The 24,689-nt window shown below is 52.1% G+C and carries 23 protein-coding genes; all 23 read left to right on the top strand.

The window, feature by feature from the left end:
• Window positions 1-6: 6 nt before the first annotated feature.
• Window positions 7-1,227 carry a fibronectin type III domain-containing protein gene (locus tag AB1483_03715; protein ID MEW6411563.1) on the top strand — a complete coding sequence of 407 codons (1,221 nt, stop codon included), beginning with the start codon at window positions 7-9 and terminating at the stop codon, window positions 1,225-1,227.
• A gap of 7 nt (window positions 1,228-1,234) precedes the next feature.
• On the top strand, window positions 1,235-1,912 hold the full coding sequence (locus AB1483_03710) for a hypothetical protein (GenBank protein MEW6411562.1): 678 nt from the start codon (window positions 1,235-1,237) through the stop codon (window positions 1,910-1,912).
• Window positions 1,905-2,822: a hypothetical protein gene (locus AB1483_03705; GenBank protein MEW6411561.1), complete on the top strand. Its 918-nt coding sequence runs from the start codon at window positions 1,905-1,907 to the stop codon at window positions 2,820-2,822. The genes AB1483_03710 and AB1483_03705 overlap by 8 nt, the downstream gene beginning before the upstream one ends.
• A complete protein-coding gene (locus AB1483_03700; protein ID MEW6411560.1) occupies window positions 2,819-3,634 on the top strand; it encodes a hypothetical protein in 816 nt (271 codons plus the stop codon). Before AB1483_03705 ends, AB1483_03700 begins: the two co-directional genes overlap by 4 nt.
• A gap of 30 nt (window positions 3,635-3,664) precedes the next feature.
• Entirely contained in the window at window positions 3,665-5,137 is a 1,473-nt protein-coding gene (locus AB1483_03695) for a DUF6754 domain-containing protein (protein MEW6411559.1), read from the top strand.
• Window positions 5,138-5,150: 13 nt separating this feature from the next.
• Entirely contained in the window at window positions 5,151-5,966 is an 816-nt protein-coding gene (locus AB1483_03690; GenBank protein ID MEW6411558.1) for a hypothetical protein, read from the top strand.
• Window positions 5,967-5,977: 11 nt separating this feature from the next.
• Window positions 5,978-6,856, top strand: a complete 879-nt coding sequence (locus AB1483_03685; GenBank protein MEW6411557.1) for a hypothetical protein — start codon at window positions 5,978-5,980, stop codon at window positions 6,854-6,856.
• A 2-nt stretch (window positions 6,857-6,858) separates the two neighbouring features.
• Window positions 6,859-7,683, top strand: coding sequence for a hypothetical protein (locus tag AB1483_03680; protein MEW6411556.1), 825 nt, complete (start codon window positions 6,859-6,861; stop codon window positions 7,681-7,683).
• Between the two features lie 428 nt (window positions 7,684-8,111).
• Window positions 8,112-8,462 (top strand): hypothetical protein, encoded by a 351-nt coding sequence (locus AB1483_03675; protein MEW6411555.1) that lies wholly within the window; start codon window positions 8,112-8,114, stop codon window positions 8,460-8,462.
• Between the two features lie 128 nt (window positions 8,463-8,590).
• Complete coding sequence (gene ppdK, locus AB1483_03670) at window positions 8,591-11,425, top strand: pyruvate, phosphate dikinase (protein ID MEW6411554.1); 2,835 nt, start codon at window positions 8,591-8,593, stop codon at window positions 11,423-11,425.
• A gap of 252 nt (window positions 11,426-11,677) precedes the next feature.
• Complete coding sequence (locus tag AB1483_03665; protein ID MEW6411553.1) at window positions 11,678-13,792, top strand: acetate--CoA ligase family protein; 2,115 nt, start codon at window positions 11,678-11,680, stop codon at window positions 13,790-13,792.
• A 198-nt stretch (window positions 13,793-13,990) separates the two neighbouring features.
• On the top strand, window positions 13,991-14,452 hold the full coding sequence (locus AB1483_03660; GenBank protein MEW6411552.1) for a DUF3566 domain-containing protein: 462 nt from the start codon (window positions 13,991-13,993) through the stop codon (window positions 14,450-14,452).
• Between the two features lie 12 nt (window positions 14,453-14,464).
• The gene (gene gltX, locus AB1483_03655; GenBank protein MEW6411551.1) at window positions 14,465-15,922 is read left to right on the top strand and encodes a glutamate--tRNA ligase; all 1,458 of its coding nucleotides are present in this window, start codon (window positions 14,465-14,467) and stop codon (window positions 15,920-15,922) included.
• Window positions 15,923-15,934: 12 nt separating this feature from the next.
• A complete protein-coding gene (locus AB1483_03650; protein ID MEW6411550.1) occupies window positions 15,935-16,435 on the top strand; it encodes a ferritin family protein in 501 nt (166 codons plus the stop codon).
• A 34-nt stretch (window positions 16,436-16,469) separates the two neighbouring features.
• Window positions 16,470-16,664 (top strand): rubredoxin-like domain-containing protein, encoded by a 195-nt coding sequence (locus tag AB1483_03645; protein MEW6411549.1) that lies wholly within the window; start codon window positions 16,470-16,472, stop codon window positions 16,662-16,664.
• Entirely contained in the window at window positions 16,661-17,161 is a 501-nt protein-coding gene (locus AB1483_03640; GenBank protein MEW6411548.1) for a redoxin domain-containing protein, read from the top strand. Before AB1483_03645 ends, AB1483_03640 begins: the two co-directional genes overlap by 4 nt.
• Before the next feature lie 165 nt (window positions 17,162-17,326).
• The gene (locus AB1483_03635) at window positions 17,327-19,081 is read left to right on the top strand and encodes a glutamine--tRNA ligase/YqeY domain fusion protein (GenBank protein ID MEW6411547.1); all 1,755 of its coding nucleotides are present in this window, start codon (window positions 17,327-17,329) and stop codon (window positions 19,079-19,081) included.
• A gap of 10 nt (window positions 19,082-19,091) precedes the next feature.
• Complete coding sequence (locus AB1483_03630; GenBank protein ID MEW6411546.1) at window positions 19,092-19,550, top strand: peroxiredoxin; 459 nt, start codon at window positions 19,092-19,094, stop codon at window positions 19,548-19,550.
• 2 nt (window positions 19,551-19,552) lie between these two features.
• On the top strand, window positions 19,553-20,608 hold the full coding sequence (locus AB1483_03625; protein MEW6411545.1) for an NAD(P)/FAD-dependent oxidoreductase: 1,056 nt from the start codon (window positions 19,553-19,555) through the stop codon (window positions 20,606-20,608).
• A 7-nt stretch (window positions 20,609-20,615) separates the two neighbouring features.
• Window positions 20,616-21,695, top strand: coding sequence for a quinolinate synthase NadA (gene nadA, locus AB1483_03620; GenBank protein ID MEW6411544.1), 1,080 nt, complete (start codon window positions 20,616-20,618; stop codon window positions 21,693-21,695).
• Window positions 21,696-21,806: 111 nt separating this feature from the next.
• Window positions 21,807-23,177 carry a dihydrolipoamide acetyltransferase family protein gene (locus tag AB1483_03615; GenBank protein MEW6411543.1) on the top strand — a complete coding sequence of 457 codons (1,371 nt, stop codon included), beginning with the start codon at window positions 21,807-21,809 and terminating at the stop codon, window positions 23,175-23,177.
• A 3-nt stretch (window positions 23,178-23,180) separates the two neighbouring features.
• Complete coding sequence (gene lipB, locus AB1483_03610) at window positions 23,181-23,885, top strand: lipoyl(octanoyl) transferase LipB (GenBank protein ID MEW6411542.1); 705 nt, start codon at window positions 23,181-23,183, stop codon at window positions 23,883-23,885.
• 39 nt (window positions 23,886-23,924) lie between these two features.
• Window positions 23,925-24,671: an SDR family oxidoreductase gene (locus AB1483_03605; GenBank protein MEW6411541.1), complete on the top strand. Its 747-nt coding sequence runs from the start codon at window positions 23,925-23,927 to the stop codon at window positions 24,669-24,671.
• Window positions 24,672-24,689 lie beyond the last annotated feature (18 nt).

The raw sequence follows: 24,689 nt of genomic DNA, 5'->3' as shown, positions 1-24,689 counted from the left end.
CATGAAATGAGATTTTCAGTCCTCCTAATTTTCCTGATTCTTCCCATATCATTGCTGGCTCAAGGCAGTTCTCCGGACATTATTCCATCTGATACCCTTGTGGATTCGACCGTTGTCAAAGTGGCGCCGGTTACCTCTTTGATAGCCAGCGATCACAAGTACGACGCCGGCGATGCCATCTCGCTTGAGTGGGTTCCGTCTATTGACGATCAGTTGCTGGACAGCAAAGTTATCGGCTATCGGGTTTACCGTATCACGAACGACGGCGAGCCGGTTCTGGTGGGAGAGTTGCCGCCCGCGGTGAATCACTACCTGGACGAGGGACTCGATTCCGATTCCACATACAGTTATTATGTTGGCACGCTGTCGCAGAATTTCGAGGTGTCATCCACTCATACGGCACCGATGTCTCCCGAGTGGGAACTGGTCGACATGGAGCGCAAGTGGCTTTTTCTGATCGCGCTGATAGTTGGTGGCTCGGTGGTAATGTTTATAGCTTTCGCTCGCCGCGGCAAGCAGTTGTTCGTCCGCAAGATCGCCGGACTTGAGGCGGTTGATGACGCGGTCGGACGAGCAACGGAAATGGGTCGGCCGATACTGTTTATTCCCGGGATTCGCGATATGGATGATGTTCAGACACTGGCGGCATTGACTATCCTGGGGCGCATCTCACGAGTAATCGCCGATTATGATACCCGAATATTCATGCCGACGTCGCGATCTCTGGTGATGACGGCCGGCAGGGAAACAGTCAAAGCCTCGTATCAGGCTGCCGGTCGCCCGGACAAATACAGCGATGACATGGTGACGTATGTTACCGACGAGCAGTTCGGATATGTGGCGGCGGTCGATGGCATCATGGTGCGCGAGAAACCCGCCACGGTGTTTTTGCTCGGTGCATTTTTCGCGGAATCGCTGATTCTCGCTGAGACGGGCAATTATATCGGAGCTATTCAGATTGCCGGAACGGCCCGGCCCGCGCAGATTCCGTTTTTCATCGCAGCATGTGATTTTACTTTGATCGGCGAAGAGTTGTTCGCCGCATCGGCTTATTTGTCGGGAGAACCGATGCAGCTGGGTTCGTTGAAGGGACAGGATGTAGGCAAGGGCATCGCCATGGTAGCCATTATTGTCGGTGTGATTGCCATGACGGCAGGTGAGGCCTGGGATGTGCAATTCATGAAAGATGTCGTCGCCTGGTTGAGTGGCGTTTTTTCGACAAAGTGACTAAAATATGAGACGTCAGGTACCGCTGTTTATTACGTTTTTCGTAGGAGCGCTTCTGATTTTCTCCGTCTTTATTCCCCCGATGGAGAATCTCGGAGAGAACTTCACGCTTTTCTTTGACATCATTGCGGTATTTGCCTTTTTCTTGGGCGGCGGGAATCTCGTTCGGGTTCATGTTACCAAGCTCAGACGCCGCAAGGCGGACTGGTGGTTTTCGATCGTTACCCTGATCGGGTTTTTCTGCATGCTCATTATCGGACTATTCAAGATAGGAAACGATGGGGGAATTGCCGCGCAGGTCACAGCCGAAGGTTCCTGGTTTCAGGAGGTATTCAATTACATTCTCAACCCGCTGCAGTCGACGATGTACGCGCTACTGGCCTTTTTTGTCGCTTCGGCATCCTACCGCGCTTTTCGAGCCAAGAACAACGAGGCTACTATTCTTCTTATAGCGGCCTTCATCATCCTTCTGGGGCGTACTCCGTTTGGAACGATGCTGACGGCCTGGATTCCGGAGTCGTTTTCGGTGCTTCAGATCCCGAACCTGGCCGTTTGGCTTATGAATTCTCCGAATCTGGCGGGGCAGCGAGCCATTATTATTGGTATCGGTCTGGGCGTGGTGTCGATGTCGTTGCGATTAATCCTCGGTATAGAACGTACCTATCTGGGAGAAGACCGTGGGTAACATAGGAATAATACTCTCTCTTGTTATCATATTTGGCGGTCTCGTGGCCCTTCTGATAAGGTCGGTCCTCGCCCGTGAGGTGGACCGTCGCATAATATTTCTGTTTATCTTCATTGCGGTTGCCGCCCCAATACTTTTCCCGATCACGTTCTCTGAAAAACCGACCCCTGTCGTACAGGCCCTGTTCGACAAGGTGGAAAGTCTTCCCGCAGGATCTACCGTGTTGCTCTCGTTCGACTTCGATCCGGCTATGGCTCCGGAAGTACAGCCGATGGCCAATGCGATCAGCCGCCACTGTCTGGAGAAAGGACACCGGGTAATATTCATGTCCCTGTGGGCGACAGGACAGGCGCTGTTGTCTCAGTCCTTGAGCGAGTACATTCTACCGGGTTTCCCGGAGAAGGTGGACGGTGTCGATTATGTGAGTCTTGGTTACAAGGCGGGCAACGAGGGTGTGCTCAATGTCATCGTTACGAACTTCAGGAAGATGTTTCCAACTGACGTCAATAGCGTACCGCTCGACAGTGTCAGTATCTTCGACGGCATCAACTCGTGCCGCGATCTTGACCTCGTCGTAGCGATCGGTGGAGGTGCCCCCGGACCGAAAGAGTGGATCCTTTTCGTGGGTGACCCGGCCGGCGTTCCGGTCGGGGTAGGCGTGGCGGCCGTGATTGCCCCTCAAATGTATCCTTATTACCCTGAACAGGTTGTCGGTATCCTTGGTGGGGTGAAAGGCGCCGCCGAATATGAGTACGTCTTGAAAACCACCCACAAGCGGTTTGAGGATATGGATTCGCCCGGTCTGAAAATGATGGGCCCGCAGACTCTGGCGCACATTGTCATTATGTCGTTCATAATTATCGGTAACGTCATCTATTTCAGAAGCCGGCGCAAGGAGAAGAAGCAGTGAGACGCCCGCTCTATATTGTCATGGCGGTCGTACTGGCCCTTTTTCTGCTGAGCTGGTATCTGAAGACGGGCTCATACAAGGGGGAACACGAGCACTACATCCTTCGTGGTTTGCTTGTCACCTTCTCGGCTTTTCTGACTCTGGCGGTTTTGTCATTTTTGTACAGGGATAACCCTTTCTACAAATTTGCTGAACATCTTTTCGTCGGGGTATCGGCCGCCTTCTGGATGTGTATGGGATTCTGGACAACGATCGTTCAAAACCTGGTCCCGCGTCTGTCCGTGAGTCTTTCCGAATATTTCAAGGTGCCTCCCCAACCGGGCGATTATAATTTCTTTTTTTACATACCGGTTATTCTCGGCGTTTTGCTGTTGATGCGTCTTTCACCCAAGGGGGGATGGATCTCGCGCTGGCCGCTGGCCTTCATCGTGGGTACGACCGCCGGTCTGAATTTTGTTCGTTATTTGCGTTCGGATTTCATAAAGCAGATTTCATCGACTTTTGTGCCGCTACTAGGAACACAGTGGCAGGGAGTCGGACATTTTCTTTCGAATCTTGATCTTTCCGCCACCGGGGAACTGGTGGTTATGTTCGGTAATTGGGTGATTTTCCTCGGTGTTTTTTGCGGCTTGATTTACTTCTTTTTCTCCAAGGAGCACAAAGGCGCTTTTGGTATCGGTTCACGGGTTGGCATCTGGGTCCTCATGGTCACTTTCGGCGCCTCCTTCGGATACACCGTGATGGGTCGTATCTCGCTACTCGTTGGACGAATCACATTTCTTTTCAGAGACTGGTTGGAATTAATCAATTGAACATATCCCTTAACAAAAAGGGAGCACTGTATGAAGCATAAACCGATTATTCTTTGCCTATCGCTCATCGCAAGCTTCGGCTTTGCTTCCGCTCAGGATGTCCCTGTTGTCGAGTCCGATTCAACGGTAGTTGACTCAACGCTTTTTCCTGCTCCGGTAACGCAGTTGAAGGCCTATGACACCGACAACGACCACGGACACACCATTACTCTTGAGTGGGAGTTGTCTGCCGACGACGGGCAGGGTAAGAACAATGTTACGATGTATGAGATTTTCCGGTGGATGCCGGACTTGATGGCTTCGATTCCGCATCTTCGCGATACGCTCGCATTTTTGGAGTCGAGGCTGGCCGACGGCTATACGCCTCCACCTTTGGACTCGAAGATGGACTCAATCAGCCAGGTGTTCGTGTCGCTGGATGAGGCTCAGGTGGCGGAGGCGATCAAGCGGACCAGGGAGAAAATTGCGGGCGCTCTGGCAGGTTTGCCGCAGGCGCACGCCGCTTATCCGCAAAACGGCTCGTGGGTTGAGGTTGGAGTGGCGCCGGCCGGAACCAGGACATTCAACAATGTCGGCACCAAGGAGAAAGAATCGGCAGACTACTTGCCCGATTTCAGTGACATGTATTATCGCATAGACGCGGTGACGGCGAATCCGGATTATCGCGCGGAATCAGAGATTGTCGGACCGGTTCAGAGTTCGGGGCAGTGGTTCAACGGCGACCGCGTGCCGGTTTTCTGGTTTGTGATATTCTTTGGCATCCTGACTGTCTATTTCGTTCAGAGAGCGCGTCGGGGCGCCGATCTGTTCGTTCGCCCCCTGGCCGGTATCGAGGCTGTCGATGACGCCATTGGCCGCGCCACCGAAATGGGTCGGCCTATTCTGTACGTTATGGGTCTGGGGTCGGCTGATATGGTGGCAACCATTGCCTCCTTCACGATACTCGGACGCGTTGCCAAGCGGGTCGCGGAGTATCAGACATCGCTTCTGGTGCCGGCCTACGATCCCGTCGTTATGGCCGTGGCGCAGGAAGTGGTTAAGACAGCGTATCTTGATGCCGGTCGCCCTGATGATTACAAAGAAGACACGGTGCATTTCGTCACCTCCTTACAATTCGCCTATGTGGCTGCCGTTAACGGTATCATGCTTCGCGAACTGCCGGCGACCAATGTGTATATGGGTAAATTCTTCGCGGAATCTCTGCTTCTCGCTGAAACCGGTGCGGTGGCCGGTTCGATCCAGATTGCCGGCACCGACGAGATAGCCCAGATCCCGTTTTTCATTGTGGCCTGTGACTACACGTTGATCGGCGAAGAACTTTATGCGGCATCGGCCTATCTCGGACGCGAGCCGATTCTGCTGGGTTCGCTGAAAGCACAGGATATCGCCAAGGCGGCTGTGATTGTACTGGCCCTGCTCGGCCTGGTGGCCGCCAATACGGCGTTGCTGGACGGCTGGGAGTGGGCAGCCAAACTCGTCAAATATTTTGAAGTAGCTGACTAGGAGGATCTGAATTATGAAAAGACAAATTCCTGTTTTTCTCGTGGGAATGTTTGGACTGTTCATGATCTTCCAGTACTTCGTCCCACACGAATCATCCGAATGGGTGTATGAGTTTTTGCTCGACTGGACCATTATCATCGGTATCTTCGCCATGGCTCTCGGGTTGTGGTCCATGTACCGGGTGGCCGTTGACAAAATTGTCACCCGCAAACCGAACTGGGGTTACTCCTATCTGACTCTGACCGGCCTGGTGACCATGATGCTTTTCGGTTTCACGACTCAAAACGGTGAGAGATGGGGATGGTTTTTCCCCTTTGTCATCACCCTGAATCTTACGTTCATAATGATCATACAGGCCCGGCAGGCGAAACAGGGCGGTCGTTCGCTGTTTCTGGGGCTGGCGGCAGTGTTTTTCGTCGCCACGATTCTCATTGGCATACTCGATGATGCCTGGGCTTTTCACTTCAGGACCGCCGAGGGGCTGCGCAGTACGATGTTCGTGGCCTTCTTCGACAATATCCTTATTCCGATCTTTGCGACGATGTTTTCTTTGCTGGCGTTTTTCATAGCGTCGGCCGCCTATCGGGCTTTCAGGGCGCGCAACCTGATGGCCACCCTGCTTCTGATGGCGGCTCTGGTGGTAATGATGAGATTCAATCCGTATTTCGGTCCAATCTCACCATATCTCTCGGATGCTTCCAACTGGCTGATGAACGTGCCAAACCTGGCCGCCCAGAGAGCGATTATTATCGGAGTCGGTCTCGGTATCGTGGCCACGGCGCTGAAAGTCATTCTGGGTATCGAACGCGGATATATGGGGAAAGGATAAGGAGTTGAGCTATGGATATATTTGAAAGACTAATGAAGCTCGACCGGCGCTGGGTGTTTCTTTTCCTGATTATCGTCTGCGTGGTGACCTACGCTTTCGATTTCCCCGTTCCCATTCTGGTTGAGCCTGAAGTAAAGGCGATTTTTGATTTCGTGGACAGCCTCCCGCCGGGCGAAATCGTCATGGTCCCGATTGACTATGACCCCGGTTCACTGGCGGAGCTGCACCCTATGACATATGCCATTGTCGAACAGTGCTGGCGCAAGAACCTGAAAGTGCTCTTCACGGCGCTGTCGCAAAACGCCCCCGGTATGGCCGATCAGGCCATTCGGGATATATCGGACTCTTTGAAAGTCGAGAAGGAATACAACGGCGTGGCTTATCCACCGCGTGAGATTGTCAACGGCGAAGACTTCGTCTTCCTCGGATACAAACCGTATCCGTCCATCATTATCCTCAGCATGGGCCAGAATTTCCGTCTGCCGTTCCCGACCGATTATTACGGTACTCCTCTCGACTCGCTGCCGATGATGAAGGGAGTGCAGAACTACGATGATGTCGCCTGCGTGATAGACATCTCCGGCACCAACTCGACCGACTACTGGATTTCCTACGGGCAAGGGCGCTACGGTTTTCCGCTGGCCATAGGCGTGACCGGTGTCAGCACCGCGCAGTATTATCCGTTCTATGGTTCGGGTCAGATTTTCGGAATCATGGGCGGGATGCTCGGGGCGGCTCAGTACGAGGATCTGGCCGATAATCCGGGACTGGCCAAGGACGGCATGAGAGTACAGTTGTACGCTCACATGATGATCATAGCCTTTATTATCCTGGGCAACATCGGCTACTTCGTCAGCGGCCGCAGGGCCAAAGTGGAAGGAGTGAAGTAATTATGGATTTCACTACTTTCTTGTGGACAACCTTTGCTGCGTTTTTGACGCTGGCAACATTTTCGTTCCTGTACAAGGACAACCCGTTTTATAAGATAGCCGAGCACATCGTTACCGGTGTGGCCGCGGGCTATTTTGCGATTTTGCTCTGGCATAACGGACTGATACCCAAACTGGTGTTCGATCGTCTCGAAGACGGTAACTGGTATGTGCTCTGGCTGGATTCTTCCAAGCCCTGGTATCTGATACCGGCCTTCCTGGGCCTCCTTATGTGGACCCGCTTCTCGATGAAGTGGCAGTGGGTGTCTCGTTGGCCGATGGCTATGTATATCGGTATATCCGCAGGCATTGCCGTACCGCTCGAGATGTCCAACCGGGTTAACAAGCAGCTCTATGATACCATGGCGACAATCGACTGGGCGAATTTTCTCGGGCAGGGATCTTTCAACCTGTTCGATGTTCAATCCGGTCTGTCGCAGTTAATAGTGTTCGCCGGGGTGATAGCCGGTCTGGTGTACTTTTTCTTCTCGAAAGAACACAAGGGAATCTTTGGGGGCGTCGCCACTTTCGGCATCTGGATTCTTATGATCGGTTTCGGGGCGTCATTCGGCTTTACTGTCATGGCCCGTATTTCACTCTTTATTAACCGAATGCAGTTCCTCAAAGTTTGGGGACTCGAGGCCTTCAATGCTGCCGAAACCCCCAATCCCGGTCACTCCGCATTCTACCAGATATTTTTCTGGCTGCTGGTGCTTCTGGTGGCTGGATACGCGACATTGGAAATCGTTAGGTACGCCAAGTCCAGCGTTAGCCAAACCAGGAAATGATATCATTCCTGGCGCGAAAGCGAAATGAATCCCACCGTCTTCGGGCGGTGGGATTTTTTGTTAACTTCATTTTCGCTTAAACTTATGGGCTCAAGATGCGTATAAATTGTATGTTGCATCGAAATTGTATGTCTAATTCCACGTCATTATTCACCTATTATATGTATTTCAAGGGGTTATGGGTTTGTATCCCGAACAGCATAAGTAATTGATTATTAACGGTTTAGCTTTTCGTTAAAATGACGAAGAACTAAGTCTTTAATCTTTCGAAAGTTATAAGAAGGAAAAATGAAAATATGAAAAATTTTCCTTGACAAGAATACCGAAACGGATATAATTAGCTTGGTGGTGGAACCAGGGTAGAGTGTAGGTATTGACATAGTTAAAAGGGTAGCCACGTCAATCACACAGGGAAAGTGAGGTAGTTAATGGCTCGGACCAAGACAGGTACTCCAGCCAAAACCAACACTACCACTCAAGCAAGAACCGAAGGGAGGAAAGCTAAGCGTACGGGGGCTTTATCGACCGCTGAGGCTCGCCGCGAGTATCAGCGTCGGTATTATCAGATGCACAAGGAAAAAGCCAAGGAGTACCAGAGGCAGTATAACTTGACTCACAAGAAGAAAGCCCGCGGGGGGCGCGGCAAGTCGAACTTCATTGCCCCTCGTGAGGTGGTACGTTCTACCTACAACACAACCGACATTATGCATTCACCGGTTGAGAAGACCATTCGGATACTGGAGAAGATCATCAAGGGTGAACGGTTCTTTACGATGTAAGACTGGACGAACAAAGTTTAAGGCGATTGAGGATATTTGACCAACTCAATCGCCTTTTTTATTGCGTTGTGGGTCTTTTTTTGATAGATTCCCGAAAAATTTGGACCATGAAAATAAGGGAGACAAGTATGTCCGCCAAGAAAGCAGCTTCCTCCAGGAGAACGGTTAAATCTGATCGCGCCAAGGGAAGCACTGCCAAGAAAGCTCCCGGGAAAGCAGCTGCGAAGGCAGCTGCAACGAAGGGTGCCGATAAGGTTTCTGAGAGTGCAGCCACGAAGTTATCTTCGTCCGGAAAATATTACTATTTCTTCGCAGTTGGTAAAGCCGAAGGTGAGGCTTCGATGCGGGATTTGCTGGGTGGCAAGGGAGCCAACCTGGCCGAGATGTGCAACGCCGGCATCCCGGTTCCGCCCGGATTTACAATCACCACTGAAGCCTGTAATATCTATTATGAGAATTCGCTTGAGGTTCCCAAGAATATTGACAAGGACCTCGAGAAGTATGTTGAGATGGTTGAAAAGGCCGCCGGCAAGAAGTTCGGCGATATCGATGACCCTCTGCTTTTTTCGGTACGTTCCGGAGCCAAGTTCTCGATGCCGGGCATGATGGACACCATTTTGAATCTTGGTCTTAACGATGCCACGGTTGAGGGGCTGGGCAAGAAAACCGGTAATCCCAGATTTGCGCTGGACAACTATCGTCGTTTTATCTCGATGTTCGGTAATGTGGTATTGGGTATCGACAAGGATCTGTTCGAACATGTGATTACGAAGAAGAAAGCCGAACGCCGCGTTAAGCAGGACAGCTCGCTTCAGGTCAACGACCTTAAGGATATTGTCAAGAAGTTCAAGGCGATCGTCAAGAAGAAATCAGGCGAGGCGTTCCCGGATGATCCGTTCGTGCAGTTGCGTATGGCTCGCGACGCCGTATTTCGCAGTTGGAACACGCCGAGGGCTATCTCTTATCGCCGCATGAACAATATCCCCTCGGATCTCGGCACCGCCGTCAATATTCAGGCGATGGTGTTTGGTAATATGGGTAATAACTCCGGTACTGGTGTTGGCTTTACACGCAACCCTTCCACTGGGGAGAAAGAATTCTATGGCGAGTATCTGATTAATGCCCAGGGGGAGGATGTTGTTGCCGGTATTCGCACGCCTCAGCCGATTACTCAGCTGGCCGAGGAGATGCCCGAGGCTTTCAAGCAACTCAAAGAAATCACGAGCCGCTTGGAGAAGCACTATCGCGATGTTCAGGATTTCGAGTTCACCATTCAGGAAAACGAACTCTTCATGCTTCAGACGCGGAACGGCAAGCGCACCGTACAGGCCGCGATTAAGATCGCAGTCGATATGGTGAAAGAGAAGCTGATCACCAAGGAAGAGGCCCTGATGCGAATCGAGCCTCGTCAGCTCGATCAGATGCTCCACCCGAGGTTGGACCCGGCGGCTACCTATGAAGTGATCGCCCGTGGTCTTCCGGCTTCTCCCGGCGCCGCATCGGGTAAAGTCTATTTTACGGCTGAAGATGTTGTCCGACACTCCGGTCATCACGCCTCGGTACTCGTACGTGAAGAGACCAATCCCGACGATATCGAGGGTATGAGCGCGGCCGTGGGTATTCTCACGGCGCGGGGCGGTATGACCTCTCACGCCGCTGTCGTGGCGCGCGGCATGGGCAAGTGTTGTGTATCGGGAGCTGAGGCCATTCGGGTCAACGCCGCCAAGAAGCGCTTCCAGGTCGGCAAGCTGATCATCAAGGAAGGCGAGATTATCACTCTCAACGGTTCTACCGGTGAAATCATGATGGGTGAAATTCCCACGATCGAACCGGAACTCTCCGGTGAATTTGCCGAGTTCATGACCTGGGCCGACGAAGTGCGCCGTCTGGGTGTCAGAACCAACGCCGATACGCCGCGCGATGTACAGCAGGCTCTGAAGTTCGGAGCCGAAGGCGTCGGGCTTTGCCGTACCGAGCACATGTTCTTTGCCGAAGATCGCATTCCCATCGTTCAGGAAATGATTCTGGCCGATTCCACCGAGGAGCGCCAGGCTGCTCTGGATAAGTTGCTGGTGTTCCAGAAAAAGGATTTCAAGAAGATCTTCGAGGCCATGGAAGGTTACCCGGTCACCATCCGGACTCTTGACCCGCCGCTTCACGAGTTTTTGCCCAGAAGAGCCGAGATCAAACGGCGGATCGAAGAGCTCGATAAGAAGAGCGACGAGTACGAGGAGGATCTGGAGCATCTCAAAAAGGTCATCCGTCGTATCGACGAGCTCAGCGAGCTGAACCCGATGCTCGGTCATCGCGGTTGCCGTCTTGGCATCGTGTTCCCGGAGATAACCGAGATGCAGACCAGGGCTATTATCGAGGCTGCCTGCGAAGTGTCGAAAGACAAAAATCCGGTGCGTCCCGAAATCATGGTACCCCTGGTAGGGCACATCAACGAGCTGAAAAACCAGAAAGAGGTTATTCAGCGGGTAGCCAACGAGGTTATTCACAAAAAGAAAATCAAGAAACTCGACTACCTCATCGGGACCATGATAGAGATTCCTCGTGCGGCTCTCACGGCCGACGAGATTGCCACCGAAGCCGAGTTTTTCAGCTTTGGTACGAATGACCTGACGCAGATGTCGATGGGTTTCTCTCGCGATGACGCCGGCAAGTTTCTTAATTTCTACGTGGCTAATGGTATTCTGCCGCAAGATCCGTTTGTCAGCATTGACCAGGCGGGTGTGGGGCAATTGATACAAATCGGCTTTGAGAAGGGTCGTCAGACGCGTCCCGACCTCAAGGTTGGCATTTGCGGCGAGCATGGTGGTGATCCCGACTCGATTTACTTCTGTGATCTGGTCGGTCTTGATTACGTTTCGTGTTCACCCTACCGCGTGCCGATTGCCCGGCTGGCAGCCGCTCAGGCTACTCTTAAGTACGGCTCGAAAGACAAAGGCAAGAAGAAGTAGTCGTTTTAGTATTTGCCTTTTAGATTGATTGTACCGCCGCCCGGAGTTATCCGGGCGGCTTTGTTTGAAGCCGGTAGTCAACCGTAAATGTTATATGAGAGGCCAAGTTTGGCTTGACTTTTTACCTGGATTATATTGATTCTTTTAGGCCAAACGACGATATAACTTACAGGCGAAAGGATCTTTTGAGGGCCGGATCGTCAAGGAGCAAGGAATTGCTCGACACGCTAACATCAAGAAATGAAATAGCTTATGAAACAACAATTAGATGCCATATTTAAGCCAAAGTCGGTCGCTGTTATCGGCGCCTCGACCCGCAAAGGGACCATAGGTCGTGAAACTCTTCACAATATCCTTGTGGCGGAGTTCAACGGTAAGGTCTTTCCGGTTAACCCCAAAGCTCCGGTTATTCACTCCATCAAGGCGTATTCCACCATTCTCGATGTTCCTGACGCCGTGGATCTGGCCATTGTGATTGTCCCTAAATTGTTCGTCAAGGATGTTGTCAGGCAGTGTGGTGAAAAGGGTGTGAAGGGGCTCGTTGTTATCTCCGCCGGTTTCTCCGAAGTTGGGCCGGAGGGCAAGAAGCGCGAAACCGAGGTGTTGGAGATTGTCCACGAGTTCGGGATGCGGATGATCGGTCCAAACTGTTTTGGAGTGGTTAATACTAATCCGGAAGTCAGTCTGAATGCTACTTTTGGCAAGACTTATCCGAAGCCGGGGCGGGTCGGATTCATTACGCAGTCAGGCGCTATGGGTGAGGCGATCATGAATCATGCCAACGAGCTCGGTATCGGGTTTTCTTACGTGGCGTCAATCGGTAATAAGGCCGATATATCCTCGAATGATATTCTGGCCTATTTGAAAGATGATCCTGACACCGATATTATTTTGATGTATCTGGAGAATTTTGGTAATCCGCTCAATTTCACGCGTATCGCTCGGGAAGTGTCTCGGGTCAAGCCGATTGTGGCGGTGAAATCCGGACGCACCAAGCTTGGGGCCAAAGCGGCTTCGTCGCATACCGGCGCCCTGGCCGGCCTTGACGTGGGTGTCGACGCTCTCTTCGAGCAAACCGGGGTCATGCGCGTTGACACCGTGGAAGAGTTGTTTGATGTTGCCGCGGCGCTCGCCAAGCAGCCGGTCCCCAAAGGCAATCGAGTGGTCGTCGTTACGAATGCCGGTGGTCCGGGGATTCTGGCCACCGATGCCCTCATCAACAACGGCATGGAAATGCCGCCACTGTCGCCATCGACAGTCACCAAGCTCAAGAAATTCATCTCGGCCGAAGCTTCATTCTCGAATCCGATGGATATGGTCGCCGGCGCCGCCGGTAGGGAATTTCGGATGACGCTCGATGCTGTCAAGAATGACAGCCGCTACGATTCTATAATTCCCATATTCGTTCCTCCGGTGACGATTAACCAGTTGGAGGTTGCCCACAATATTCACGAGGCGCTCAGGGATACCAAGAAAACCGTTCTGGCCTGTTTCATGGGTGCGGGCGAAAGTTCGGCCGGTATTGAATATCTCAAGGAAAACAACATTCCGGTCTACATATTTCCCGAGGCTATTGCGAAGACGCTTTCTACTATTTCCCAGTACAAGCGGTGGCTGCAAAAGCCCAAGGGCAAATATCAAACCTTCAAGGTCGATTCCGATAAGGTTCGTCAGATACTGAAAAACTCGCTCGATAACGGCGGCCGAGCTATCGTGGGTGAACAGGCGATAGAGATTCTCCATGCTTACGGCATCCCGGCGGCCGGATACAAATATGCCTCAAGCCCCAAGCAGGCGGTTGAAGGAGCCAACAGCATCGGTTATCCGGTGGTAATGAAAATCAACACCCCGGCCATATTGCACAAAACCGAATTCGGCGGGGTAATGGTTGATCTGAGGACCGATAGAGAAGTCCGTGATGCTTTCAACGAATTGAAGAGGCGCGTTGGCAAAATCAAACAGGGCGAAAAGTTCTCGGTTGCCATGCAGGCCATGATTTCCGGCGGCGTCGAAACAGTCATGGGCATGACTATCGATCCATCGTTCGGCCCGCTTCTGATGTTCGGTCTGGGCGGCATCTATGTTGAGGTGATGAAGGATGTCTCTTTCAAGATAAACCCGTTGACCGACGCCAATGCCAAGGAGATGATTCAGGCTATCAAGTCCTACCGGCTTTTGACCGGTTTCCGTGGCGCCCCGCCGGTGTCTATTGAGACGATCGAGGAAACACTGCTGCGGCTGTCGCAACTGGTGAGCGATTTCGACTGTTTCTCGGAGATCGACATAAACCCGTTCATTGCTTCTCAGGATAAAAACATGTGCAAAGCCGTCGATGCCAGGTTCCTAATAAAGGAATGTGTGCTGTAGAACTGGGCTGACCGGTCGTCAAATAAGCTTGATTGTCTTTGCTATACCCGTATATTTCGTCTTCTGAATTCCGGCGGTGAAATGCAGCCGGCCGGGCCGGAAAATGTTCCTCGAAATTACTTTTTTTGCTGTTGCCTTGAAAAAAAATCTGTTATACCATTCGGCTTAGAATTAAAGTAGATGGCGGAAGGGTCTTATATGCGTTACGAGCTAAAATCCATTCCCATATGGCCTCTGACCAAGGTGGCCTTTTTCTTGAATCTGGTAGTCGGATTCATTTTCGGCATAGTCTACGGCTTTTTTCTGAGCTTTTTCCTTGCCGTGATGTCGCAGCTGCCGGGGTTTCAGACCGGAGAACTCGATCTGGATGCGGCCGGCGTCGGTATCGGGGCAATGATGATAATTATGCCTTTCATATCGGCTATCTCTTCAGCGGTCTTCGGAACCATCGCCTGTATTGTCATCGGATTCATCTACAATCTGGTGGCAAAGCTGGTCGGTGGTGTTGAGCTGAACCTGAATGAACTGGTCCTTCAGCCGGCGGCCCGGTATTCAACTCCGCCGCCTCAGCAGACGGTACAAACATATACTCCGCCTCCGCCGCCTGACGTGAAACCGTCAGAGCAGTCGCCTACCGATGACAAAGAGCCGTTGGCGTAATGTTGGGATTCAATGAGTAGTCAGCCTGTCAGAGTACGCATCGCGCCATCGCCATCGGGATACCTGCACGTAGGTACCGCCCGCATGGCAATTGCCAACTACCTGTATGCTCGTCACACGGGCGGTCGGTTCATGATCAGGATTGAGGACACCGATGCCGCCCGCAGCGATCAGGCGCTGGTCGAGCCGATTCTGTCGGCTCTCGAGTGGTTGGGCCTTACCTGGGACGAGGACATAGTATACCAGTCAAAGAGGCTGGACCTCTACAGGCAGAAAGCGCAGGAGATTTTAGAGAGTGGCCATGGTTACCGCTGTTTCTGCACACCCGAGCAATTGGAGCTGGATCGGGAAGAAGCTCGCAATGTCAAAGGGCCGCTACAGTACAATCGCCGCTGTCTGGGTCTCACGGAAGCTGATATCCAAAAGAAGCTTCAGGCCGGTGAACAGTTTGCCATTCGCCTGAAGATTCCAGACGGGGAGACGGTCTTTAATGACATCGTTTCGGGTGAATTGAAAAGGCAGAACAGCGAGATCGAGGATTTCATAATTGCCCGCTCGGACGGGACAGCTACGTATAATCTGGCGGTGGTAGTGGATGATCACGCCATGGGTATCAGCCATGTCATCAGGGGTAATGACCATATCACCAATACTTTCAAACAGATTCATATCTATAGCGCTCTTGGTTACTCGCTGCCGGTTTTCGGCCATCTGCCGATGATTCTAAGGCCTGACAAAAAGAAGGTGTCAAAGAGGCTTGGTGACAAGGACGTTGGCGAGTATCGCCGGGAGGGCATACTTCCCGAGGCCATGTTCAATTTTCTGTGTCTGCTGGGCTGGTCGCCCAAGACGGATCGCGAAATATATACGGTGAAGGAATTGATTGACATATTCAATCCCGGTAATTTCAATGCATCGAACGCGATTTTCGACGAGGAGAAGCTGGAGGCCTTTAACCGCGAGCATATCCAGATGAAGTCCGACCATGAACTTGCCACCCTGGTGGCCCCGATGCTTGTTGAGGCCGGCGCGACTACCAAGTACTGGCTGGAGACAAGATGGGATTATCTGCGGGCTGTAATCCGGACACTCAAAGACAGGGCGCGCCGTTTGACTGATTTCGTGTCGATGGGTGCGTATTTTTTCAGTTTTGATTATGCTTATGACGAAATGGCGGCACAGAAGAATTTTACACCCGAGGCGGGCGAGCTTTTGGCCGAATTGGCCGGGCGATTTGAGGAACTTACCGAGTTCACGCACGATACCACTGAGGCGGCCTTGAATCAACTTGCCGGGGAGAAGGATGTCAAGAAGGCCAGTTTGATCCATCCGACCCGTCTGGCTGTCTCCGGTGTGCCCACGGGCCCGGGGCTTTATGATGTTCTGGTGTTGCTGGGTAAACCGATAGTTATCGAGAGAATGAAAAAAGCCGTAGAATATATCGATAGAAAATCACAACCAAATACATAATTACGAGGAACAATGTCAGACTCAAAAGAAAAGGTTGCCCAGGTTCTCAAGGTGGCCATCAAGGGTGAAGAAGACGGCTTCTACTTTTACAACTTGCTGTACGAGAAGGCCGTAAATCAGGATGCCAGGAGGAAGCTGGAAACGCTGCGAGATGACGAAGCTCGCCACAAGGCAACGCTGATTGAAATGTACCAGAAGTATATAGGGGGCGAAGTTGGACAATTGCCCGCTAAAGGCCTGACGGCGCTTGCCGAAGTTTTCCGTAAGGGTCATCTTGAACAACGAAAAACGGAGATGGATTTTATAAATCTGGCTATCGAGGCCGAATTGGCGGCTACGAAGTACTACCAGGAGCAAAAGAACGTTGTCGGCGATCCTTTTTTCAGCGCCGTATTCGATCAACTGGCCGAAGAGGAACACCGTCACTACGAGCTTCTGATGGCGGAGAAGGATGCTCTTGGCGGCAATTATTTCTGGTTTGAGTATGGTGATACATCACCGCTGGAGCATTAGAAAAAGTGACTTCTTAGTTCTGGAGGATACGTAAATGGAGTATGTGTGCGAGGTGTGCGGTTATGTTCATGATGGGGAAGAACTGCCGGACATGTGCCCCGTGTGTGGCGCTCCTAAAAGTAAGTTTTCGGAGTGGACCGAAGACGACCCAGAGTTTCTGACCGATGAGACAGTCGAGGACGACATCGACAATTTCGAAGAAGATCTCTATGGGGATTATGAGGAATGAATCCTGACGGCACGCAGCATCTTGAACGGGATAAAGTACGGTTGGAGGTCAACGATCCGGCGCCGGATTTTACTCTCCCGACGCACAACGAAGGGGAGCTTAATCTCGCCTGGTATCGGGGACGCAAGAACGTAATTCTGGCTTTCTATCCCGGCGATTGGACGCCGGTATGCGCGACCCAGATCCCCGAATATCAGCGGGTATTTGAGCAGTTCGACAGGTACGATAGTCAGCTTCTGTGCGTTTCGGTCGATTCAGTGCCGTGTCACAAGGCCTGGGCCAAATCGCTGGGAGGTGTGTCATTTCCTTTGATGTCGGATTACTATCCGCACGGTGAAATAGCTCGCAAGTATGGCGTGCTTTCCGATCGTGGTTACGCCGAACGGGCTGTTTTCTTGATCGACAAGCAGGGCATAATCCGATATATCGAAAGAGTCAAGATATCGCAGCTTCCGGATAACGAGAGACTGTTCAAAGAACTGGCGCGCCTGCAGTAAATATCGCGGAAAAATCACGTTCAAGCGAACCATCAGCGGCCCGGCTTGTTATTGTTCTAACCGGTTGTTGGGTGTTTCGCATACGACCATAATCGTAAACAAGAGTCAACAAATCAACGGTATTAAAAGAGTGTTCTGCAATCTGATACCGGAGGTGTCCGAAAAATGAAATCGCCGCATGAACAGACCGATAGATCTTCGGATAAAAGCAAAAGTGATGACCCGGCCGGAAACACCGAGAGTGCTTCCAGGACGACCAATTTCATCCGGGAGATTATCGATGATGACATCAAGAACAACAAAAACGATGGCCGGGTGCACACGCGCTTTCCTCCGGAGCCGAATGGATATCTCCACATTGGTCATGCCAAGTCAATACTGCTCAACTACGGTATAGCCTGTGATTATAACGGGAAGTTCAACCTCCGGTTCGATGATACCAATCCGATCAAAGAAGAGGTTGAATTCGTTGAGTCAATGATCGAGGATATCAAATGGCTCGATGTCGACTGGGAAGACAGGCTCTTTTATGCCTCGGACTATTTTGAGCAGTTGTATGAATACGCGGTCAAGCTGATAAAGGACGGTAAGGCGTATGTCGATGATCTGAGCGCCGATGAGATCCGGGAACATCGCGGGACACTAACCGAAGCCGGTAAAGAGAGTCCTCATAGAAACCGCACGGTGCAGGAGAACCTCGACCTGTTCGAGCGCATGCGCAAAGGAGAGTTCCCGGACGGCTCGCGCACGCTTCGCGCCAAAATAGATATGGCTTCCGGAAACCTCAACATGCGCGATCCCGTTATGTACCGGATTCTGCACGCCACCCACCACCGCGCCGGGGACAAATGGTGTATTTATCCCATGTACGACTGGACTCACGGGCAGTCTGATTCGATTGAGAAGATCACTCATTCCATCTGTACTCTGGAGTTCGAGGATCATCGACCGTTATATGATTGGTTTATAGAACAACTGGGCATATTCCACCCCCAGCAGATTGAATTTGCGCGCCTTAACCTGAATTACACGGTGATGAGCAAACGAAAACTTCGCGCGCTGGTTGAGGAGGGCAAGGTGGCCAGCTGGGATGATCCCCGTATGCCGACCATCTCCGGATTCCGTCGTCGTGGTTACACGCCATCGGCGATTCGCGCTTTCATGGACAAGGTCGGCGTCGCCAAGCGCGACAGCATGGTTGATATCGCGCTTCTGGAGCACTGTCTGCGCGAGGATTTGAACCTAACTGCGCCAAGAGTGATGGCGGTATTGCGACCCCTTAAGGTCGTAATCGAGAACTATCCTGATGGTCAGGTGGAAGAGCTTGAGGCCGTTAACAATCCGGAAGATCCATCCATGGGCACGCGGAAGATTCCGTTCGCGAGAGAAATATTTATAGAGCGCGATGATTTCCGCGAGGATCCGCCCAAAAAGTTTTTCCGTTTGTCGCCCGGTCGGGAGGTTCGCTTGAAGCACGCTTATTTTATCAAATGCGAAAAGGTCATAAAAGACGAAAAGACCGGTGAAATAATAGAGCTGCGGTGTACTTACGACCCGGCGACCAAGAGCGGTTCGGCTTCGGATGGCCGCAAGGTCAAGGGCACCCTTCACTGGGTGTCGGCGTCGCATGCTGTCAAGACCGAGGTTCGGTTGTACGATCATTTGTTCACGACCGAGGACCCTGATGAGCACGAGGATTTCCGCCTGGCGTTGAACCCGAACTCGCTTGAGATTATCGACGACTGTTTTGTTGAACCGGGTTTGCGTGAGGCTTCCGCCGGCGATCGCTATCAATTCCTGCGACACGGTTATTTCTGTGTCGACTCGAAAGACTCAACCGCCGGTCGCCCGGTTTTCAATCGGACGGTGCAACTTCGCGACAGCTGGGCGAAAATTGAAATGGCAAATAAACAAGAATAGGGTTAGTGATATGGCGAAAAAGGAAATCATGCCTTTGCCGGTCGGTTCAACAGCCCCGGATTTTGATCTGGAGGCGTCGACCGGGGGACGGCTGAGTTCGAAGGACCTGAGAGGCAGATTCGCCGTAATTGTATTTTATCCCAAGAATAACACCCCTGGCTGAAACCGTCAGCTCGAGGCATTGGAGCATTATCGTCCTCAGTTCGAGGCGTTGAATACACAGGTCCTGGCCATAAACCCGGCCCCGGTTGTCTCCCAACGGAACTATGCCGGGAAGAAGAATTTCGGCTTTCCGATTTTGTCCGACCCCGGTGAAAAGGTGCTGGCTTCTTATCGGAGCCAGAAGCCCGGTGGCAAGGGCGTCTTGAGGACCGTTTATGGTACCGGCCCGGACGGCAAGATTATTTTCGGCGAGCGGGGCCACGCCAGCTACGACGAAATTATCGAGACAATCAAGAAACTCACCTGAAGATGCACGCGGATAAAGCTACAGAAAAAATCTACGACGTTACCTTTGTCGGCGCCGGCCCCGTTGCCCTGTACGGTATGTACTACAGCGGTCTTCGGCGCATGAAGTCGAAAGTGATTGATATGCTCGGCGAGGTGGGCGGCGGTCTGATGGCGCTGTATCCCGAGAAATATATCTACGATGTCGCCGGTTTTCCGAAGGTGCTCGCCAAGGATCTCGTTAAACAACTCCGTCGGCAGGCCGACCAGTACGAACATACCTACTGTCTGGAGGAGAAGGTGGTCGGGCTGGAGAGAAGGTCGGACGGTGTAATCAGGTTGGTGACGGACAAGGACGAGCATTTTTCCAAAACAGTGATTGTGTGCGCCGGACTTGGAGCCTATGTCCCCAAGCGATTAGACATCCCGAACGTGAGAGAGCTCGAAGGCGCCGGGGTGTATTATTTCGTGCGACGATTGCACGATTTCGTTGACAGGGATATTCTCATAGTCGGCGGAGGCGACTCGGCGTTCGATTATTCAATGATGCTCGAGCCGGTGGCGCGCTCGATAACGCACATTCATCGCAATGATTTCTTCTCGGCGCACGAGGATTCCGTTCGCAGGGTCATGGAATCATCGGTAGATCTCAGATTTCCTTTCTGGGAGTTAAAGGAGATCGAGGGTGATGATTGGGTGCACCACTCTACCATAGTTCAGTCGCAGACAGGCGAACAGGAGAGGCTCAAAGTTGATGCCGTTATCTTCAATGTCGGTTTTATCACCAACCTTGGGCCGATAGGGGACTGGGGGCTTGAAATCGACAAAAACGCCATCGCGGTGGACAGCCGCATGCGTACAAATATAGAAGGCGTTTATGCTGCCGGTGATATTGTCACTTATGACGGCAAGTTGAAATTGATTTCGACGGGATGCGGTGAAGTGGCTATTGCCGTCAACAACGCGAAAAACTATATTGACCCGAAAGCCAAGGTCAGTCCGGGGCACTCGACAGACAGACATGAACTGGTTATGAAAAAGATTGCCCGGGAAAAGCAAAAGGCGAAAGACAGGGAATAGATATATAATGTATTTTACACTTCCACAGCAGTACCGTGAAGCTTCGACCGACGACCTCAAAGAGAGCATCACGGCGGCAAGACGGCAGTTGGGAAAGAAACTCGTAATCCTCACGCATCATTATCAGCGCATAGAAGTCGTGGCCAACGGAGATTATGTCGGCGACAGTTATGGTCTCTCGAAGATCGCCGCCGAGCAGACCGATGTTGAGTACATTGTGTTTTGCGGTGTGCATTTCATGGCCGAGGCCGCTGATATTCTCACGGATGAATCCAAGAAGGTATATTTGCCCAATCCTCTGGCCGGATGCCCGATGGCCGACATGGCGGAGATGGCGGATGTCATGGAGGCGTGGAAATATCTCGAGAAATTCGGCGGTGATGAGGTTTTCATGCCCATTTCGTATATGAACACGGCCGCCGGTCTCAAGGCCTTTACTGGCCGGCACGGTGGATTGATATGCACTTCCTCGAATGCCGATGCCGCCTACAAGTGGGCGTTTGCCAGACGCAAGAAGCTGTTTTTCTTTCCGGATGAGCATCTTGGTTACAACAGCGGCATCAAGTTCGGACTGAAGCCGGAAGAAATGGTAGTCTGGGATTTCTCGCGCGATGACGGGGGACTTTTGCCGAAGCAAATCGAAAAGGCAAGAGTGATTTTGTGGAAGGGGCACTGCCACGTTCATACCAATTTCACCGCCGAGCACGTGCGCGAGGTTCGCCGGCAGTATCCCGGAGTGAAAGTAGTGGTTCATCCGGAATGTCCCCACGAGGTCGTGGATCTGGCGGATGCGGCCGGTTCGACCAAATTCATCGTCGATTATTGCCGCAAGGCGCCTGCCGGCTCGACCATAGCGATCGGCACGGAGATAAATCTGATTAACCGGATGGCCCATGAGCATCCGGACAAGACCATCATCGAGCTGTCAGGCCAGACTTGTCCGGTGTGTGCCAATATGTATCGCACGACCCTCAATGACCTCGCCTATACTCTTGAGAATCTGGGCGAAATCAAACCGATTCGGGTGACGGAACCTGTTAGAAGCGAAGCGCTTCTGGCTCTTGAGAAGATGCTTGAGGTCAGCTGACGGGCTCTATTTGTGAGGGGGAATCTTGACTACAATGGTGAACATTCCGTATATTGCCTACGTTATCAACCTAAAGAAATATTCTCAAAATCGAGATAGAAGGACACGAAGATGGCGTTAGATGTTTTGGTCCCTCAGATGGGAGAATCGGTCCTGGAGGGCACGATTCTGGAGTGGAAGGTCAAGATCGGAGATCCGGTAAAGCTAAATCAGCCGCTGGTGGAATTGATGACCGATAAGGTCAATGTGGAAATACCGGCTGAGGCCGAAGGGACACTGACTCATCAGTTTGCCAAGGAGGGAGATGTTGTTCCGGTGGGCACCCGGATAGCCGTTATTGACGACGGTAAAGGTGAGGCGGCTCCACGGCCGCAGGCGAAGCCTTCCCCTGAAGCGCCTAAAGCAGAAACGCCCGCGGCCGAAAAGGCTGCCCCGGCCCCCGCAAAACCACCTAAACCGCAGCAGGAGATCAAAGCTACAGCCGAAATCGGCAAGGGGAAAATGTCCCCCAAAGTAAAGGTTCTTATTCGCGAATATTCCCTGGATCCTTCGACTATAACCCCCACGGGCAAGGAAGGCCGGGTGACGGTTGATGATGTCATGCGGGCAGTTGAGGCGAGGTCAGCCTCGGCCGGATTTACGATGGGGCCGATTCCACCCCCACCTCTGCCGATGGTCTCAAAACCATCCGCTTCGGCCGAACAGAAAGCCGCGCCGGAAACTCCGCGTGAACCTCTCGTGAAAGTCGAAATTCCGACGTTTGAACCGCTGCCGGCCAACAGGCGTGAGACGCGTATACCGCTGGCGGGTATCAGGAAGGTGATATCCGACCACATGGTCAGGTCGGTGCAAACCTCTCCGCATGTGACAACTTTTGAGGATATCGACTTTACGGAACTGGTGAAACTGCGCGAAGAAATCAAGAATTCCTTCGTGAATACCTATGGCGCCAAAATCACTTATATGCCTTTTATCATCAAGGCAGCCGGCGCGGCGCTGCACGAGTTTCCAAAACTGAACGCCTCGATGACGGAAAAAGAAATAGTCTTCAAGAATTTTTATAACATCGGTGTCGCCGTGGCCCGTGACGAAGGTCTCATTGTTCCCGTAATTAAGGATGCCGACAAAAAGACGATAGTCGAGCTGGCGGTCGAGCTGGATTCGATTGGCAGGCGGGCGAGGAAGAACCAATTAACCCCCGATGATGTCAGCGGCGGTACTTTTTCGATAACCAATGCCGGTATGTTCGGCGCGGCGGCTTCGACACCAATAATCAACCAGCCGCAGGTGGCTATTCTGGGTGTTCACGCCATAATCAAGAAACCGTGGGTCGTCGACGGTGAGATTGTCATTCGCGATATCTCCAGCTTCGGCCTTTCATTCGATCACCGTCTTATTGACGGTCATGTTGCCGTGCAATTTCTGCATCGGGTGCACGAATATCTGGCGGATCCTCGCAAGCTGCTTTTGCAGCTTCGATAGAAGATGGCTGCGACGACGAACAAAACCTCACCCGGCTGGGTCCTGAAGCTCGGTAAGATCGAATTTGAGCGAGTGCTTGAGTGGCAGCATGGGCTGGTTAAACTTCGCAAGGAGGGAATGGCCAGAGATACGCTGATTCTTGTCGAGCATCCGCCGGTGGTCACCGTGGGGAAAGACGGCCACAAAGAGAATTTCGAAAACCTGACCACCAAGCCATACTTTATCGAACGCGGGGGAGATGTTACCTATCACGGTCCCGGTCAGCTTGTGGTCTATTTTATTTTCAACCTGGCACGCCGGGGGCGGGACCTTCATCTGTTCATGTCGAACATACAGGATGGCATCATAAGGGCACTCATCGAATATGGCATAGAGGCCAAAAAAGGCGAGGAATACACCGGCGTATGGGTTGGTGAAAAAAAGATTGCATCGCTGGGAGTTGCGGTCAGAAGCTGGATATCGTTTCACGGCGCGGCGATTAATCTGAATGTAGACCTTAACGAGTTTACCGCGATCAACCCGTGCGGACTCGCTCCCGAAATTATGACATCCGCGAAAAACCTTCTGGGCCAGGATATAGATCTGCAGCATTTCGGCGATACACTCCTGGACAAATATGCCGCTATTTTCGACTTAAAATTTTACCCGGTGAGGCTCGAAGAGATCGCCGAGGATATAGAGTCACAGGCCGGCGGCAACGTCATCTAAACGCAGGTTACCAATCCGACAGAGTAAGGATATCGAACAATGGAATTAAAAGGAAAAGTTGCATTTGTATCAGGGGGTACCAAAGGTATCGGACGATGTATAGCTGAGAAGCTGGCCGAGCAGGGGGCTCATGTGGTCGTCAACTATTTTCGTTCCCGTCAGGCGGCCAACGAGACGGTGGAGAAGATCAGGAGCTACGGGGTCGATTCTTATGCGCATCGCGCCAACATGGGCAATCATGACCAGATCCCGGCGATTTTCGAAGGAATCAAGGAACGATTCGGAAAGCTGGATATTCTGATATCGAACGCGGCCCTGGGGTTGTTTACGAGTATGCTGAACATCGACGACAAGGCGTGGGATCTGTCGATGCACACCAACGCCCGCGCTTTTCTTAACAGCGTGCAGCTGGCGTCGCCGATAATGCCGAATCACAGCAGGATTGTTACACTTTCGTCGCTCGGTTCCATCCGTTATATCCCCGGGTACGCGTCGATCGGTGTCTCGAAAGCGGCAATCGAGAATATGGTCAAGTATATGGCCATTGAACTGGCGCCAAGACACATCACGGTCAACTGCGTCTCCGGCGGATTTATCGACACCAACGCTCTAAAGAGTTTTCCCAACTATCAGCAGATGCTCGATGAAGTCTCGCAGCGCACGCCGTTCAAGCGGGTGGGCAAACCGGAAGAGGTTGCTGATGTAGTCGTGTTTCTTGCCGGGCCGAAGGCTACCTGGATCACCGGTCAGACTGTCATTGTCGACGGTGGATATTCGCTGATGTAACGCAGGTTCGAACTCTGA

The organism is Candidatus Zixiibacteriota bacterium (assembly GCA_040756055.1).
Taxonomy (GTDB): domain Bacteria; phylum Zixibacteria; class MSB-5A5; order GN15; family FEB-12.
Note: the sequence above shows the minus strand (reverse complement) of the source record. Positions and strands in the feature narration are given on the sequence as shown.

Coding starts and splice junctions, on each gene's coding strand:
- AB1483_03685 (MEW6411557.1), top strand. CDS start 5,978: ATGGATATATTTGAAAGACTAATGAAGCTCGACCGGCGCTGGGTGTTT.
- AB1483_03695 (MEW6411559.1), top strand. CDS start 3,665: ATGAAGCATAAACCGATTATTCTTTGCCTATCGCTCATCGCAAGCTTC.
- AB1483_03660 (MEW6411552.1), top strand. CDS start 13,991: ATGCGTTACGAGCTAAAATCCATTCCCATATGGCCTCTGACCAAGGTG.
- nadA (MEW6411544.1), top strand. CDS start 20,616: ATGTATTTTACACTTCCACAGCAGTACCGTGAAGCTTCGACCGACGAC.
- AB1483_03605 (MEW6411541.1), top strand. CDS start 23,925: ATGGAATTAAAAGGAAAAGTTGCATTTGTATCAGGGGGTACCAAAGGT.
- AB1483_03635 (MEW6411547.1), top strand. CDS start 17,327: ATGAAATCGCCGCATGAACAGACCGATAGATCTTCGGATAAAAGCAAA.
- gltX (MEW6411551.1), top strand. CDS start 14,465: ATGAGTAGTCAGCCTGTCAGAGTACGCATCGCGCCATCGCCATCGGGA.
- ppdK (MEW6411554.1), top strand. CDS start 8,591: ATGTCCGCCAAGAAAGCAGCTTCCTCCAGGAGAACGGTTAAATCTGAT.
- AB1483_03715 (MEW6411563.1), top strand. CDS start 7: ATGAGATTTTCAGTCCTCCTAATTTTCCTGATTCTTCCCATATCATTG.
- AB1483_03645 (MEW6411549.1), top strand. CDS start 16,470: ATGGAGTATGTGTGCGAGGTGTGCGGTTATGTTCATGATGGGGAAGAA.
- AB1483_03680 (MEW6411556.1), top strand. CDS start 6,859: ATGGATTTCACTACTTTCTTGTGGACAACCTTTGCTGCGTTTTTGACG.
- AB1483_03710 (MEW6411562.1), top strand. CDS start 1,235: ATGAGACGTCAGGTACCGCTGTTTATTACGTTTTTCGTAGGAGCGCTT.
- AB1483_03690 (MEW6411558.1), top strand. CDS start 5,151: ATGAAAAGACAAATTCCTGTTTTTCTCGTGGGAATGTTTGGACTGTTC.
- AB1483_03650 (MEW6411550.1), top strand. CDS start 15,935: ATGTCAGACTCAAAAGAAAAGGTTGCCCAGGTTCTCAAGGTGGCCATC.
- AB1483_03675 (MEW6411555.1), top strand. CDS start 8,112: ATGGCTCGGACCAAGACAGGTACTCCAGCCAAAACCAACACTACCACT.
- AB1483_03640 (MEW6411548.1), top strand. CDS start 16,661: ATGAATCCTGACGGCACGCAGCATCTTGAACGGGATAAAGTACGGTTG.
- AB1483_03665 (MEW6411553.1), top strand. CDS start 11,678: ATGAAACAACAATTAGATGCCATATTTAAGCCAAAGTCGGTCGCTGTT.
- lipB (MEW6411542.1), top strand. CDS start 23,181: ATGGCTGCGACGACGAACAAAACCTCACCCGGCTGGGTCCTGAAGCTC.
- AB1483_03625 (MEW6411545.1), top strand. CDS start 19,553: ATGCACGCGGATAAAGCTACAGAAAAAATCTACGACGTTACCTTTGTC.
- AB1483_03615 (MEW6411543.1), top strand. CDS start 21,807: ATGGCGTTAGATGTTTTGGTCCCTCAGATGGGAGAATCGGTCCTGGAG.